13 protein-coding genes are annotated in these 16,120 nt (G+C 58.9%); 4 read left to right on the plus strand and 9 right to left on the minus strand.

The annotated features are described in order from the left end of the window. Positions 1-12: 12 nt before the first annotated feature. Both RG2_RS30500 and RG2_RS30505 read left to right on the plus strand, forming a co-directional pair. Positions 13-1,551: an ABC transporter substrate-binding protein gene (locus tag RG2_RS30500; protein ID WP_051730734.1), complete on the plus strand. Its 1,539-nt coding sequence runs from the start codon at positions 13-15 to the stop codon at positions 1,549-1,551. 595 nt (positions 1,552-2,146) lie between these two features. Beyond that, positions 2,147-2,881: a TetR/AcrR family transcriptional regulator gene (locus RG2_RS30505; protein ID WP_092803983.1), complete on the plus strand. Its 735-nt coding sequence runs from the start codon at positions 2,147-2,149 to the stop codon at positions 2,879-2,881. A 734-nt stretch (positions 2,882-3,615) separates the two neighbouring features. Here the strand turns inward: RG2_RS30505 and RG2_RS30515 are convergent. The 4 genes from RG2_RS30515 to RG2_RS30530 all read right to left on the minus strand — a co-directional run bounded on the left by RG2_RS30515 (position 3,616) and on the right by RG2_RS30530 (position 8,533). After that, positions 3,616-4,989, minus strand: a complete 1,374-nt coding sequence (locus RG2_RS30515) for a cytochrome P450 (RefSeq protein ID WP_033236757.1) — start codon at positions 4,987-4,989, stop codon at positions 3,616-3,618. Positions 4,990-5,045: 56 nt separating this feature from the next. Next, entirely contained in the window at positions 5,046-5,261 is a 216-nt protein-coding gene (locus RG2_RS30520; protein ID WP_033236756.1) for a ferredoxin, read from the minus strand. Between the two features lie 50 nt (positions 5,262-5,311). Further along, positions 5,312-6,766 carry an aldehyde dehydrogenase family protein gene (locus RG2_RS30525; protein WP_072782853.1) on the minus strand — a complete coding sequence of 485 codons (1,455 nt, stop codon included), beginning with the start codon at positions 6,764-6,766 and terminating at the stop codon, positions 5,312-5,314. 519 nt (positions 6,767-7,285) lie between these two features. Continuing rightward, positions 7,286-8,533 (minus strand): amidohydrolase family protein, encoded by a 1,248-nt coding sequence (locus RG2_RS30530; RefSeq protein ID WP_033237377.1) that lies wholly within the window; start codon positions 8,531-8,533, stop codon positions 7,286-7,288. A 595-nt stretch (positions 8,534-9,128) separates the two neighbouring features. Here RG2_RS30530 and RG2_RS30535 point away from each other — a divergent pair. Next, positions 9,129-9,650: a pyridoxamine 5'-phosphate oxidase family protein gene (locus tag RG2_RS30535; protein ID WP_167378163.1), complete on the plus strand. Its 522-nt coding sequence runs from the start codon at positions 9,129-9,131 to the stop codon at positions 9,648-9,650. A gap of 467 nt (positions 9,651-10,117) precedes the next feature. Further along, a complete protein-coding gene (locus tag RG2_RS30540; protein WP_051730851.1) occupies positions 10,118-10,966 on the plus strand; it encodes a mycofactocin-coupled SDR family oxidoreductase in 849 nt (282 codons plus the stop codon). A gap of 184 nt (positions 10,967-11,150) precedes the next feature. Here RG2_RS30540 and RG2_RS30545 read toward each other — a convergent pair whose 3' ends face one another. The 5 genes from RG2_RS30545 to RG2_RS30565 form a co-directional block, all read right to left on the minus strand. Beyond that, complete coding sequence (locus RG2_RS30545; RefSeq protein WP_033237383.1) at positions 11,151-11,579, minus strand: nuclear transport factor 2 family protein; 429 nt, start codon at positions 11,577-11,579, stop codon at positions 11,151-11,153. 11 nt (positions 11,580-11,590) lie between these two features. Further along, complete coding sequence (locus RG2_RS30550) at positions 11,591-12,679, minus strand: Gfo/Idh/MocA family protein (protein ID WP_207787496.1); 1,089 nt, start codon at positions 12,677-12,679, stop codon at positions 11,591-11,593. Positions 12,680-12,760: 81 nt separating this feature from the next. Further along, positions 12,761-13,570 carry an SDR family NAD(P)-dependent oxidoreductase gene (locus RG2_RS30555; RefSeq protein WP_033237380.1) on the minus strand — a complete coding sequence of 270 codons (810 nt, stop codon included), beginning with the start codon at positions 13,568-13,570 and terminating at the stop codon, positions 12,761-12,763. A 339-nt stretch (positions 13,571-13,909) separates the two neighbouring features. Beyond that, complete coding sequence (locus RG2_RS30560; RefSeq protein ID WP_033237381.1) at positions 13,910-15,424, minus strand: AMP-binding protein; 1,515 nt, start codon at positions 15,422-15,424, stop codon at positions 13,910-13,912. Positions 15,425-15,777: 353 nt separating this feature from the next. After that, positions 15,778-16,120: SDR family oxidoreductase (locus RG2_RS30565; RefSeq protein ID WP_139278895.1), on the minus strand; the 343-nt coding region annotated here is incomplete at its 5' end.

Raw genomic sequence — 16,120 nt, forward strand, 5'->3', positions numbered from 1 at the left:
ACGCAAAAAGGTATGAAGTCTCGGCGGGTCATTGGCGCCCTCGCGACTATTGTCGTCACGGGTATCGCCCTGACCAGTTGTTCTTCTTCTTCGGGAAGCGAGGGCGATTCCGTAGGCGAGCCGAAGACCGGCGGCACGTTGGCATATGCAATGGGAGGCGAAACCCAGTCCATGGACCCGGCGAACTGCGGTTTGGTTGCGTACCACCGCTGTTCACCTGTGTTCGGCACATTGGTGCGTTATGACGCCGCGACTGACACGTTCGTGCCGTATCTCGCAGAATCATTCGAGAGTTCGGACGGGGCGAACTGGACGCTCAAACTCCGTGAGGGCGTCACCTTCAGCGACGGCACCCCGTTTGACGCTGAAGCGGTCGTGTTCAACTGGGACCGCATCAAGGATCCCGCGACGCTTTCGGCCGCAGCGTCTGCCACCAATGGTATGGCGTGGGAGATCGTTGATCCGCTTACCGTCAAGGTGACGCTCGACGAAGCGAACTTCCAGCTGCCCTGGCAGTTGGTCAGGGGCCTCGGTGCTATCGGTTCGCCCACCGGGATCAAGGCAGCAGGCGCGGAAGTCGGCAACAAGCCCGTCGGAGCCGGCCCGTTCCTCATGCAGGAATGGGTCCGCAACTCCGAAATGAAGCTCGTCCGTAATCCGACCTACTTCGAGCAAGGCTTGCCCTACCTCGATGCGATGACCATCAAACAAGCTGGCTCCGATCCTCAGAAAATGAATGCGGTTATCAGTGGAGAAGCTTTGATGACCCCCCTTTCCAGCACTATCGATGCCGAGAAAATGGAGGACAGCGGCTTCAACACCGATGGCGGTCAGCTCATCGGCGGCAGCGGCGTTATCTTCAATTACAAGGATCCGACCATCCAAGACGCTGGTCTACGGAACGCAATGCTGCACGCAATCGATGCCGACCAGATGGTTGCGGCGCTCGGCACCCAGACCGTGACTGCTGACGCGTTCATGCCTTCGGACAGTGGCGCAGCGTTCCCCGAACTTGCCTTGAGCGAGGCACAAAAACTGTTCGATGACTACCTGAGCAGGACCTCGAAGACGAGCGAGACCATTTCGCTCACGACTTATGCGGGTTTCCCGGTGATGGAACAGACATCTCAGATGCTCCAGGCCCAACTGCAGAAGATCAACGGCCTGACCGTCAAGATCGTGCCCCTCGATCCCCCAGTTCTCTTGGCAAATCAGAGGAAGGGCGACTTCCAACTCATGACCACGACTTATCAGTCTGCGTCCAAGGATCTGCTGTTCGACCTGTTCTACACCAATGCACCGCAGAACGCGACCGGCTATTCGAATCCCACAGTGGACGCTGCACTCGAGCTCACCCGCTCGTCGAAGGACGCCGCTGAAGTCGCCAAGGCGTACGAGATTGTCAACACCGAGGTCTCTCGGGACGCTCCGATGCGTATCTGGCAGTACATCGGTGCCTACATTGCCTCGGACAAGAAGGTCCAGGGCATCACGGTTGTTCCGACGGGTTCAGGTGCAGCATGGGACTGGGAAAAGGTCTGGCTGAACTGATCGAAATACAGGTTGGCCGGCTGATCAGCCGGCCAACCTGTGCGGACAGACCGCCAGTGTCAACGGCGGCTCCTGCCTCGCCTGAATCTCGCCGTAGCCGCACCGGCTACGGCGACAGGCCTGTTCCGGAAGCCGGACAAACACCCAGCAGAATCGTCCCCAGCCGGCCCTTGCTGGACACCGGATGCCTGCACAGCCAGACGGCACGAAGATTAACCAGACAAACTTAATTCATACTCATAGTAATTTGCGCTGCACATTATTTGCAGCACCGCAGGGCCCAGAGGTGTGACCCAGGCGACAGGTGTCAGTTCCTTCACTGAATCATCTGGCGGCGTCATCCCTGAAACAAAATAAGCTATAATACTTAATTCCAAGGCTGCCCGATTCGAGGTACCGTAAGTTAGAATCCAAATTCGCAGGAGCGGGGCCGGGTACATCAACCGATCTGGAAATTGACACAAGGCATACGCTCTCCGCGGATAGAGATGAGCAGACGAGAGGGGGCGGGGACAGCGCCGGACCATAGGCACTTCCCTGGGCAAATATGCCGATAGCACCAGCGGACAAGATACCTTCGAGCGACGGCGGGAACATGCGGCCTTCCGCTGGTAAGGAACGAGTAAACTCACGGGGCGACGCGACCCGACTGCTACTTCTCATCACAGCCGAACAGCTATTTGCCGAGCGCGGAATCGCAGCAGTTCCCCTCAGGGACATCGGCATCGCTGCCGGCCAGAAGAACCATGCCGTGGTGCAGTACCACTTCGGCGACAGGGAAACTCTGGTGAGCGAAATTATCGCGTACAGGGCCCACACCAGCGAAGAACGTCGTGTGGAAATGTTCGCAGATTTGATGGTACGCGGCCAGCCTCGAGTTTCCGACCTCGTGCGACTATTCGTCTTCCCTCTGGCCAGCCATCTGGACGAGGACAATCATTACCTTGCATTTATGTCCCGTTACATTCTGGAGAATGGCGGCTATTCACGGCTCAGTGTAAGTAGCAACACTGTAATTCCGTCCGCCACTGCCAGTACCGTACTGGGGCTATTGGGCCGACTCCTGTCCAACCTTTCCGAAGAAGTCCTCGAAGAGCGCTGCATGCACATGCTCACGGGTACCGTTCATACACTGGCTCGCTATCAGGCGGTTCTGGCGTCTGGCGAGAAACTCCCCCTGCCGATGGACGTCCTACTCGAGGATCTGGTCCAGTTCTTCACCTCAGGGCTTGAAGCATCGCTAGGGCCGGCCACTGCAACGGCCAATGCCGCTCCGGATCGAGGGCGGGCTCCTAGCCAACTGAAGCGGAACACTATCTCCGCCAAGTAAGTTCCGACGAGGAACTTGATGGCCCGTGCGGTGTTTTTCGAAACCTTCCGATCATTGCGCGTAGTTCACCGGAGCCACTGACCCACGCGCGACGCGGATACCGACATCATTGACGATATCGGTATCCGCGCTAGATTCGATTCCCGTTAATGAAGGCCTTGATCCGGTGACCGCCGGCGTTCGTACGGCACGTCACGTACTCGAAGTCAGGACTTCGATGCCGACTCGATCGCGCCCGGCGCCCGTGTCCCCCGGGGTCACAGTCCCCGTGCCGAGAAGAATTCGGCGATGAAGGTATGAGTGAAACGAACGCGCTGCACTACGTACCCAATAGTGACGACGTCCTCAGTCTGGCGCGGCACAATTCCAACAGATCGCGTCTCAGCGAGAACCTCAACTCCATTCGCTTACTCAGCGCAACAACCGACAGTCTTTCGTAGAACTGCCGACTGCTGATTCCGAACTCTACGAAAACTTCCTCATCCGGCACCGCGCCGTAATGGACCCACCTCGCGCCGAACTCAACCATTCGGTTGCATTCAGCCTGACTCAGACGGAACGCGCGAGACGACGTCTCGGCCCCGACCGAACCGCAAACAACTTTGTTCATCTATTCCCCCACATCCCGCATCGAAGATTCTCAACAGAACTGCATTACCCGTCATGGCATAATGACACGAAAACTACACTGGGAGAGCGGAATTCAATCTCCGCCCTCCCAGCCTTGTTCAAGATCACCCGCCGACCGACGCAGCACCTCTCCTTGACGCCACGGGCTCGGCCAGCCCCTGCTCGATGACGATCTGCTGGACTCGCTCGATAGTTTCTTCCAACCCCGGCCCGATGCGTTTGCCCGGAGCGAAAGTCGCCGGCAGGTTCACCAGTCCGTTGATCATCGCCACTGACTCGTAGTGCACAACCTTCTCAGGATCGACGACGAAGTCGGGCATGCGTTCGAGCACCGCGGTCAACATCCGTTTGAAGAGGACGCGAGCGACGTTCGAGCCGATGCAGCGGTGGATCCCGAGACCGAAGGCTGTGTGCCGATTACCGCGACGGTCGAAGTCGACCTCATCCGGGTTCGGGAACACATCAGGTGAGCGGTTTGCCATGGCCCACGAAAGCCAGAGACGCTCACCTTCCTTGAACTCGACGCCGTTGATCTCGACATCCTGGCTGAAGGTCCGCCCATCACCCTGCGCCGGTGTGACGTAGCGGAGGAACTCCTCCGTTGCAGGGTCGAGAAGAGTATCGATCTCGTCGATGAGACGAGCCCGCTCTGCCTGATGTTGGGACAGCCACAGGATGGACTGACCGGTCAGTGCAGTGGTGGTGTCGAACCCCCCACCGACCAACAACGCCGCCGTAGCTCGGATCTGCTCATCGGAGAGAGGCTTACCGGCTACCGTCGACCTGACTAGTGCATCCAGCAAACCAGGTCGCGGATTCGCTCGAACGTCCTTCACCGACTCCATGAGCGCAAGCTTGCTCTCCTCGAAAATCTGCCTGACCCGACCGAAATCAGGAGAATGAGGAGGTGTGTACATCAGCGCGTGAGCCGGCTCGTTGTGGATCACCCAGTCGGTGAGCGGCAGGCCCAACAGTCCCATGGTGACGACAGCCGGGACGACATTCGCCAGATCGAAGACGAAATCGATACTGCCGCTTTCGATGTTGTCGTCAATGCACGCACGAACGAGGTCGTCGATCACCGGAACCCACCGCGCGACGGCGGCCGGCGACAGGTAGGGATTGAGAATTGTCCGGAAGTCGGTCTGTTCCGGCGGATCCAGCTCGAGGAACGACGGCGCGGTGTACGGACCGCTCTGCGCGTACGCCGGGATCGAGATGCCCTTGTACCCGTTCTTGCTTCCGTCGACGTCCCGGAAACTGGTTACCGCGTCCGATCGGCGAGCAATTGCGAACAGTTCGTCAATTCCGCTGGCAACCCAGTGTCCATCGTATGAATCGCTCCACGCGATCGGGCACTTCGCATGAAGCTCGTGTGTCTTCTCCACGAACTCGTCGCGAAAGTTCGGCCCGTGACGTTCATAGTCGATCGGGCACTTCTTCAGGTTTTCGACATTGCGAACATCGTCTGCTGTCATGATTACTCCGGGATGCGATCAAGGCGCTCTTACGCAGCGCCAGAGGATATTACGGTTCAGGCTTCCTGAATTGCGTGCTCGGAAACCTCGACGATCGCGCGCTCCGGGCACGAGAGCATTGCCTCGCGCGCGGCGCCCTCGAGCTCGGCGGGGACGTCACCGTCGATCGCGTAGGCATGACCGTCCTCGTCCCTGAGCGCAAAGAGGTCGGGTGCGACCATCGAGCAGATTGTGTGCCCCTGACAGATGTCCTGGTCGACATAAATGTTCATGGTGCATTCTCCTTCGAAAAAATCAGTCGGCATTCAATGTTGTTCATTGACTAGGCAGGACGGGCGATGGTCTTGACCTCGAGGAGATCCTCTAGACCTTCGACGCCCCACTCACGGCCGATTCCGCTCTGCTTGTAGCCACCGAACGGTGCCGTCGGGTGATTCCACGTGGCGCCGTTGACGCTGATCGCTCCGGTCCGCATACCCTTTGCCACCCGCATCGCCCGCTCCACATCCGCACTCCACACGCTGCCGGCGAGACCGTAGATCGTGTTGTTCGAGATCGCGACCGCGTCGGCATCGTCCTCGTAGGGCAGCACGCTCAGCAACGGACCGAAGATCTCCTCCTGCGGCACGGTCGAGAGGGAATCGACGTCGGTGAGCACAGTCGGCTCGACCCAGAATCCCTTCTCGAAACGGTCGCTGGCCTTACCACCCAACGCAATCCGCCCGGTCTGCTTCGCGATCTCGTAGTAGCGGAGCACCGATTCGTACTGACGCTTGTTGGCTACAGGCCCCATGTAGTTGGCAGGATCATTGACGTCACCCCACGGGAACTTCTGCATAGCCGCCACAGCCAAGTCCACTGCGTCGCCGAGGCGCGAACGCGGCACCAGCAGCCGCGATGGGACACCACAGCCTTGACCCGCGTGACTGCAGGTACCGGCAACCACCCTGGGGATCAGTGCGGTGAAGTCCGCGTCGTCGAGCAGGATCGATGACGACTTACCACCGAGCTCGAGGGTGAGACGTTTGACCGTCGGCGCAGCCGCCGCCATGATCCGCCGACCCGTGACAGTCGATCCGGTGAACGTAACCGCATCCACCTCCGGATGGGTCGTGAGCACAGACGCCACGTCATTGTCGTCAGTACTGACGATATTGACCACACCAGCCGGAATATCGGTGTGCTCGAGCAGGATACGACCGATCTCCAACGTGTTCCACGGAGTATCCGGCGCCGGCTTGAGGACCACGGTGCACCCCGCAGCCAACGCGGGAACCAGCTTGCCGAGCGCCAGGTGGAACGGGTAGTTCCACGGCGTAATCGCCGCGACGACACCGGCACCCTCACGCCGCACGATGCGGTGCGCCTTCTCGTCACCGGCAACCGGGGTAATGACCCGCTCGAACTCGAACGTATCGAGGAGACCGATGTAATGGCTCATCAAATCGATCGAGCGGTCCAACCCGACGTCGTAGGTCAAGGCAACCGGTAGGCCGGCTTCGGCGACGATGACCGGTCGCAACTCTTCGGCGTTCTTGCGCAGAGCGGACTGCAACTGCACCAGGCACCGCTGACGGAACTCGGTGTCTGTCGACCACGTCGTGGTGTCGAAAGCCCGCCGCGCAGCCAGGATCGCCCGTTCGACATCGGCCACACCGGCATTCGGCGAAACACCGATGACTTCTTCGTTCGCCGGGTTGACATTCTCGTAGGTGCGGCCCCCCGTCGCGGCGACCAGCGCACCGTCGATCAACATGCGGTACTCGGAATTACTCATTTGTCACTTTCTCTCAGTCCACACCCGTTGTCGGCGTTCTCTACATCCGCTAACCGAATTCGAGTCCGGCGATTAATCGCAGTGCGACAGAAGCTCTGTTTCATCTATTCGATATTCGACGCCCCCGAGGGCAACAAACACATATCGCTATCGACCCACGACTCGTACCGGCGGGGGGAGGGATCAGTTTCGGTTGCACTTCACTGATTGTCCAGCGCGACGAGAAAAGTCGAATCATGTTGCGAATTATCGGCATATCCGGTGTCGACTCCACCTAACCGACGAACTCCGTCTGACAATTGATCCCGGTGTTGCCGGTGCGCTGGATCCGAACAGCGCGTATTGCAAGGTGCCTGCGGCGCCACCGGACCTCTATGGACTCAGTCAGGTCTCTTGCTGGAGGCACCGCAGGCATCAGGGCTTCGACTCAGGGAGAGATTCCGCCCTCATCACGTTGACGAACCTCGAGCCGTCGCCCAACTCCCGCGACCGGTCATCGGGACATGCCGGTCATGAAAATTACGCTCCTACAGTGGCATCCGGACGCATGTGCGCGGTGGGTACGACACTGGTGTCCCAATCCGGAACGCGACTGCGCAGCGCCCCGACTGTGGCCTGCTCTCGCGAAATATGAGCGAACGGATCGTACTGGAAGTGCTTCATCGCGTTGAGGTGGGTGATCTTGTTGATCGTCTCATCGGAGATTCTGTTCATGTAGCGCATTGCTCCCTCTGGGGAGTTGGGCCACATCGTGTCGGAGTGCGGGTAGTCGCATTCCCAGGTGACATTGTCGATGTTGAGTCGATGCAGGTTGTCGACGCCGACCTCGTCGTCGATGAAACAGGTGATGACGTTCGAGTTGAACAGTTCCGAAGGCAGACGGCCACCGAGATCCATACCCGACCAGTGCTGAGTGTGGTTGTACAGGTAGTCCAAACGCTCCAGGAAGTATGGAACCCAACCGATTCCACCTTCCGATAGTGCGACGCGCAGTCGGGGGAACTTGATGAACAGTTTGCTCCATACAAGATCCGCGGCAGCTTCGAACGAGCCGATGGGCGACAGCGAGTAGATCAGCTCTACAGGTGCGTCCGGGGACGTCGTCGGCGCCTTCGAGTTGGAGCCGATGTGCATGCACACAACGGTTCCTTCTTCCTCACACGCACGCCAGAACGGATCCCAGTGATCCTGGTAAATGCTCGGCAGACCCAAGTCGTAAGGATTGGAAGTGAAAGTAACTGCGTGGCAGCCCTTCTTCGCTACTCGGCGAATCTCTTCGGCTGCCAATACCGGATCCCAGAGAATCGGAATGGCCAGCGGAATGAACCGGCCTGGGTAGGTACCAGCCCACTCGTCGATATGCCAGTCGTTGTAGGCGCGGACCATGGCGGCGGACTGATCACGATCGCCGTTTTCCAAGAAGAGTGCACCGGAAAAACGGACGAACGAGGGGAAGCACATCGAACCCAGCATGCCGTTGACATCCATGTCCTTGACACGCGCGTGGATGTCGTAGACGCCCGGTCGCATTTCCTCCCGACACACGGGGTCCATGCCCCACTCGGACTTCGGTCGGCCCACAACCGCCTGTACAGCGGGGTTCAACACGACGGCGTCCCCGTACACCCACGCCATTGTCCCGTCTTCGCGAGTGATGAAGCGGGGTGCCGCATCGGCGTACTTCTTCGGAAGCCGACCTTCAAATAGGTGGGTCGGCTCGATCACATGATCGTCCGTGCTTACAAGAATCAAGTCTTCAGTCCTCATCGGACACCTCTCCGTAAACCATTCGGATGACTCGCAACATGGGAAGTAGAGCATTTCCTCCACACACGCTTACGTGGAGAACCTTTCACAAGCCGTACGACCAGCTGGTATGTGTTAAATTAATCACTAGAGCTCAGTTTGTCAATGATCCACGGGGCATCCCCTTCCTTCGACGAAACTCCAGCGTCGTCGCCCCGAGATCTACGGCGTCGTCACGCCAGGTCCGCAGCCAGATCTACTTGTGCTCAGTCGATCTCTGCCTGACCGCTGGAAAAAATGCGATGACGGAATCGATATCGTTGCTGGACCCGGCCCTGCATGCAGGCCGGCACTGAACTAAACAAGGGCGAACAGTCGAGATAGACCTCCATACTCCGTCTACAGCAGATAGCCGGCATCACGTTCGAGGTTTTGCCAGGGCGGACCGGAGCACCCTCGGGGCATGCTCCCGGACGACGATCTCCCTGGCCGAAGGAAGAATCCGCACGGGATCTTTGCGACCACCGATGTCGCACAGGAAGTTTCGTCAAAGGCTGTACCGTTGAGCGGAATCGTCAAGACCTATTTGCGCGCGACCCACATAGCATCCATCAGCATGGCAAAAAGAATCGATAATCTCGAGGATCTGTCGGCCTTCAAACTCTCCGAGGACGACCGCGAGAAGTTGTTCGACTTGCAGCACGAGTGCACCGTCAGCTGGACGAACAAGGACGGATGGCCGGTGTCCATGCCACATTCATTTGTGCGATCGGAGGGTAAGTTCTGGGTCCACACCACGACTAACCGCAAGCGAGTGCAGGCATTGCGCGCACGTCCCGAGAGTTGTGTCGTGGTCTCGAGCCTGGGCACCGGAATGACCGGCGCCATGGTCACCTCCAAGACGATCGCGACAGTTCACGACGGAGATCGCGATCTGGTGCGTTGGCTTCTGCCGTTGTTCCTGAAGCGAGTCGGAATGGGCGCCGACGAAGAAGCAATGAACCAGCAGTTGTCGCTGCTCGACACGCCGAACCGCGTAGTGGTCGAGTTCGACCCGGTCCAGTTCTTTACCTATAACTCGCAGGCACTGCGCCAGGCCGTAGCGTCCAGCGGCTACGACCGATGGTCCCAGAAATGAATCTGGTTACTTAAGGCAGGTTGACCCCGAATCACGGTCATTCGATGTTGCACGGGAGCCAAGAGAATGACACCGATCAGCCGAGCATTTGAAGTTCAATCATGCCGAGATCGACTGATCAGCAGTAACTCCTGAACATCAACGGATAGCGACCCACACCGTGACCTGTTGCCATCCTCGCGCTCCCGGAAATGTTCTGTGCCAGTCCGATATCGCCCCGTACCAACAATTCGGCTTGCCCCTCGGCGAAATCGTTGCTGCACAACCGATACCGGTGAAACATGTGAGTTCACTCGTGTGGAGTGAGTGCGACAGCAACCTTGCGATCCCTGCCCCGGCTACCTCGATATCGATCGACCGACAGAACGAAATCTTTTGCAAGAGAGTCGAATTGAAGTTGCGCAGGCCACTTTGGAGACATACTGTGCGTGATGGCACTCTGCCACATTTCACGACCGAGGAGCGAAATGACCATCGAGATTCCCGAAGCGCCGATCCCCGACGCCCCCAACGGCCATAGATACGAAGGGAAGGTTGTGTTCATCACCGGAGCGGCCCGAGGACAAGGACGCGCTGAAGCAGTCCGCTTCGCAGCCGAAGGCGCAGATATCATCGCTCTCGACATCTGCGAAGACCTCCCGACTGCTGAATACCCCGGCCCGACAACCGAAGATCTCGACGAAACCGCACGACTGGTGGAAAAGCACGGCCGACGCGTCGTCACCAGCGTCACAGACGTCAAAGACTTCAGCGCTCTCAAAACCGCGGTCGAAAACGGGGTCGATCAGCTCGGCAGACTTGACGTTGTAGTCGCCAATGCAGGCATGACCACCGCTTCGCTGTCCTGGGAAATTGATCTCGATCACTGGCACGCCACCATTGACAATAACTTGCACGGTGCCTTCTACACGGCCAAAGCCACTGTGCCGATCTTGATCGAGCAGGCAACCGGCGGCTCGATCGTCTTTACCAGCTCAGTCGCCGGCCTGAAGGGTCTTCCGTTCCTCGCAGACTACGTAGCGGCAAAGCACGGTGTAACAGGCCTCGCGAAGACGATGGCAAACGAACTTGCCAAGTACCGAATCCGGGTCAACAGCGTTCATCCGCACGGTGTCGCCACCGGGCTCACCGTCCCCGAACTGCATCAGAAGATGGAGGCGCGTCAAGACCTAGGATTGCTGTTCATGGGAAGTCTCCCCGACCCGGTTAGCGAGTCTGAAGATATAGCCGCTGCCGTAGCATGGATCGCCTCCAACGAAGCCCGTCACGTCACCGGCATTCAGCTACCCGTCGACCTCGGACGTACCAACCGCTGAGCCTTCCGAGGGACGCACCTGGCCGATTCAACGACTGCGACGGGGCGAGCGGCGACAAGTCTTGTGCATCAATTCACCACGGGGAGAGAAGTCGCTGAACTGGATTCGGCAAGGAAACAACGAGGCGCCGCCGGGGTAGATTCCCGGCGGCGCCTCACCATGACTCTTGACGACTATCCATATATCAGATGTCGATGCGGAGTCGTTCCAGGCGCAGAGATCGGATGCGCCACTGTCCATCCTGACGTTCGTAGTGCTCAACGTAATGCCCGTAGCCATTCGTGATCGTGGACCCCTGAGGAGAAACGCGCTCGAGAACGTCCGACATGGCCCAGACGCCCGTCGCAGTGTCCGGACCGGTGATCTCGATCTCCGGAGCGTGTAGGTGGTGAACAGTACGTACACCGTCCATACCGACACTGATTCCCTGCACGATTCGCGCCCGCCCTTCCCACCGTAGATCCGCTTCGGGCGCTTCGAGCGTTGCATCGTCTGTGAAGCAGTTCCCGAACTCGTCCCACCGCTTGGTGTCCAGGAATCGCGCAACGCGGGCACGCATCTGCTTGATGGACTCGACGGTCCACAACTTCTGCAGTAGGTCGTCTGTGTTCATGCGGTACTCGGTCACTGGCCCTGAATGCACTGGCGCGAACCGGTTTCCGCTGCTCGCTCAATGGCGTCGAGCAACCGGTGACGCAGAAGTCCGTGCGCGAAGTCCGGTGCCTGCTTGCTGCCCCCATTGAGGTCCAGTCGAAGGCGGTCGTAGGCGTGGGCGACAGCGTGGGCGGGTGAGCCGACCAAATCAGCGTGGTGATCGTAGCCGTCGGGAACCGGAAGTTCACTCAAAACATCGTCACCGCGCGCTCCCCGGATGGTCACCGGGTTGGCCAGAGTGCCCCCGGTCCCGTCGATCCTCAGGTGCCCCTCGGTGCCGTTGATCTCCCAGATCAATTTACTGGAGTGATCATTCATCCCTCTGAGATGGAGCGAAGCGATCGCGCCATTGGTGAGAGTTCCCGTCACGACAATCTCATCCTCTGCCGTGGCAGTGACGAACTCACCGGAATCGGTGTTGAGCACCGTGGGGCGCCGTATACCCGTAGTGGCGTTCAGGTCGGCTAAGTCGCCGACGATGTAGCTGAACGAGTCCACAAGATGGCCAAAGACGATAGACAGCAGAGTCGCACCGTTGGACTTGTCGAGCAGGTACTCGGTGCGATTCCCGACAGGCCCACCCCAGGGGCCCGCAGTTGCGATCAGGCTGGTGGAGACCAGTTCACCGACAAATCCGTCGGCGATCAGATCCTGTAGGTAGCGCACAGCCGGCGCAGCTGTTCCCTGAAAGCCGACATAGGCATGCTTGCCTTCGGCGGCACTGGCCAGTTCGGCGGCCTCAGCAACACCGTTGGCAAGGGGCCACTCGCACAGCACCGGCTTCTCGGCGGACAATGCCTCGAGGACGAGCTCACGATGGTGAGGCACCTTGACTGCCACCACCACGAGATCAACCTCGTCACATCGTGCGAGTTCCTCGACGCTCGAAAACGCCAGCGGCACCCCGTAGGCCTCGGCTGCAGCTTGCGCTGATTCGGGGGAACTCGTTGCCAACGCGCGCACTTCGAAGCCCTCGACGGCCCGCAGCGCGGGCAGATGCGCGTATGACGCCCAGCTTCCCGTGGCGCTCAAACCAACCACACCAACTCTTACTGTCATCGTCTCTCTACCCATCTGTTCGAAGAAGCTTCCGGTTCTTGGCAGTCACACTTGCGATCTAGGGGATCTCGAAGGGAGAAGTCATTGAAAAACGCCGATCTTGTGGGCGGACTCCCCACCCACATGGAAGCGTCCGCCATCGATGCGAAGTACTGAGCCGTTGACCCAACGCGCATCGGGCCCGAGGAGATAGAGCACGGCGTTCGCAATATCGGAAGGGTCTCCGAGGCGCTGCATCGGGATGAGCCGGCTCTCCGCTGCTTCGCGCTCGCCTTTCCAGATCGCACCGGCGAGATCTGTCTTGATGATGCCGGGTTCGATGGCGTTGACTGTCACGCCACGAGGTCCGAGTTCGCGTGACAGCGTGAAGGTCAAGCTCTCGAGTGCGGACTTTCCCGCAGTGTAGACACCCGCCGTCTCGTGAACGCGTTGCGCCCCAGCCGAAGAGATGTTGACGATCGACGAACCCTCGGGGAGGCCACCTGCCACGGCTGCTTGGATAATCGCCACGGCCGGCCAAGTATTGGACAGGATTGTCTTGCTGAAGGCTTCCCTTCCACAATCCAGAACCCGTCCCGAATGAGCGCTGGTCGCGGCATTGTTGACCACGAAGTCGATTCGTCCGAACTCGGATTGGCAAGCACCGATCAGCTTTTCGGGAAATTCGGGGTCAGCGAAGTCGCCTTGAACCCCGATCGCCGAGCCACCGGCATTTTCGATTTCCTTCACTGCGAGATCGAGAACCACCTGATCCCGCCCGTTGAGGACAACCGACGCACCTCGTACTGCCAATTTCCCGACCACAGCGCGTCCGATGCCGCGCGATGCCCCGGTGACAATTGCCACCTTGCCCTCGAACCAATCGTCGACGCCTTCGCTCACATGCCCCATCAGCCCCGCCAATCCGTATTTTCGATCCTGTATCGTTCGGGCGGTTTGTACGGTCCGGAAAGGTGGAGTTCCATCCCTGAGCCAAGCCGTCAGAAACACAAGTTGGTCCCGATGGGACGCTATCAAGATTTTCGACGTGCTCGATACCGAGTATTCCGTTGTGCGGAAAGAACTCCCGAGTTCAGTTGACATCTTTGACCGACACCGAGCGTCGTCACCCCTGGCCATGCGCGCACTACCACCGCACAGTCAGACCATGACGGCGATCGTGCGAAAAGTGCTTCTACGCATTACATCTTGACCGAACCTCGCCAGAACTGAGCTGACCGGTTGCTTCGTTCATGCTTCGCCGAAACGTGCCATCAGCTCGCGGCGCAGTATTTTTCCGCTGGGTAGCCGGGGCACCTCGTCGAAACTCACCGACCGCGGAGCTTTGTATCGGGCAAGACGCGCTCGACAGTATTCGATGAGCTCTTCAACCAGTGCTTCGTCGGCTACGACACCCGGCGTCACCGCGACTACTGCGTGCACCTTCTGCCCCATCTCGTCATCGGGAAGTCCGACTACGACAACATCGTCGACTGCAGGATGGAGGGCGAGTTCGTCTTCGATTTCCCGAGGATAGATGTTGACTCCGCCCGAGAGAATCAGATCGGTGCGCCGTGCAGACAAATAGAGGTATCCGTCTTCGTCGACATGCCCAAGATCGCCGAGCGTGTTCCACCCTTTGTCGTTGAAGGACTCTGCGGTCTTCACAGGATCACGGTGATACTCGAATCGGCGGATGTCGCTGAACCACACCGTTCCGATACTCCCAGCTGGTAGTTCCATCCCCTCGTCGTCACAAACATGAACCACACCGATAACAGCTCGTCCGACAGAACCCTTATGCGCCAACCAGTTCGGGGAGTCAATCATGAAGAATCCAGTGCCCTCGCTACCGCCGTAGAACTCGGTCAACTTCGGCCCGAACCAGTCGATCATTCGCTCTTTGATTTCGATGGAGCATGGAGCTGCTGCATGAACAACCAGTTCCATGCTCGAGACGTTGTATCGCAAGCGGGTGACGTCGTCGAGTTTGAGCAAGCGCACGAACATCGTGGGAACGAACTGGCCGTGGGTAATCGAGAACCTCTCGATGAGGGCCAACGCAGACTCGGCGTCGAACCGCTCCATGACAATGGCAGTCCCTCCGTTGCGCATTGTTCCCAGGCACCAACCGAGGGGTGCGGCATGGTAAAGCGGACCCGTACTGAGGTACACCGCTTCAGGTCCGAATCCGAAGGCTGAGGCCATCCTGGAATCAATCGGGAGCCCCGACCCGAAGGGCTGGTCTGTCCGTTCCGGCACAATTCCCTTGGGCCGACCCGTGGTGCCAGACGAGTAGAACATGTAATAGCCCTCGGACTCGTCCGGAATAGGCGTGACGGGCACCCCTTCTAACTCTGCTTCCAGCGAATCTCCGGCACCCGAGCCCACCACCAACCGTGACTTCAGCTGAGGTGCTGACGCTTCCGCCTTCAGCGCCAATTCACTCAGCGATTCAGAATGTACAAGTAGCCGAGCGCCACAGTCCTCGACGATATAGGCCGCTTCATCGGCGCTGAGGTGCCAATTCACCGGCGTGTACAACAACCCGGAGCGTTGCGCCGCCCATACGACAGGGAAAACTTCAATCTCGTTCTCCATGAGGATCGCGATGTGATCACCTGCGATCAGTCCTCGCAGTCGAAATAGATGCGCAATCGCATTCGACTGTTCTTCGAGTTGCCGATACGTCAGCGATTTTCCCGTTCGTCCCATGACAACGGCAAGCTTGCTCTCGTATAGCCCGGCGAGTTGCGTCAGATTCACGATTCATTCCACCTCTGAGTGCCTACAGCAGCATGAACTGCCACGTTCCGGCGATGCACGAAACCTTGCAATGAAGCGGAAAGGGACTGCTGTACAGACGATTACGTCGTACACAGAGCGCTTCCCGACTAGGTCGATATTGGTCGGCCGACCTCGCTGGTGTCAGTGCGCAGAATCTCGGCGCGGTATCCGAAACCAACGAGCGAACGGGCACCGTCGATATCGTTCTTCCGGGCATACCGACGAACAGCAAAACCTCCGGTCGGAGGCGGGGCTTCGATAAGCCACACCCCAACCGGAGGTTCCCTTCACATCACACCGAGGCGAGGACCTTCGGAGCTGTCGGTGGGTGTTTACGGGTGGAAGGAATGCATCTTCAGGTAACCGCCCGCATCGACCCGCATCTGAGTGCCGGTGACGTAGCGTGCTTCATCGGAGGCAAGGTAGAGGACGGCGTTGCTGATGTCGACAGGCTCGACCCACGGAATCGGCATCGCCTGCTGAACATGGAAAGGGCCGACAGCATCGTCGAGAGTCGGGCTCTCGAGATCCGGACGGAAAATCTTGTACATCGCCTCGCTCTGCAGCATGCCGGTGTTGCAGTTCGTCGGATGGACGATGTTCGCACGAATCATCTGAGGTGCGAGAGCGCGCGCGATTTCGTGAATGTACTGCGAGAGCATCATTTTCGCGACC

It is taken from the genome of Rhodococcus globerulus NBRC 14531, from assembly GCF_001894805.1.
In the GTDB taxonomy this organism is placed as follows: Bacteria; Actinomycetota; Actinomycetes; order Mycobacteriales; family Mycobacteriaceae; genus Rhodococcus_F; species Rhodococcus_F globerula.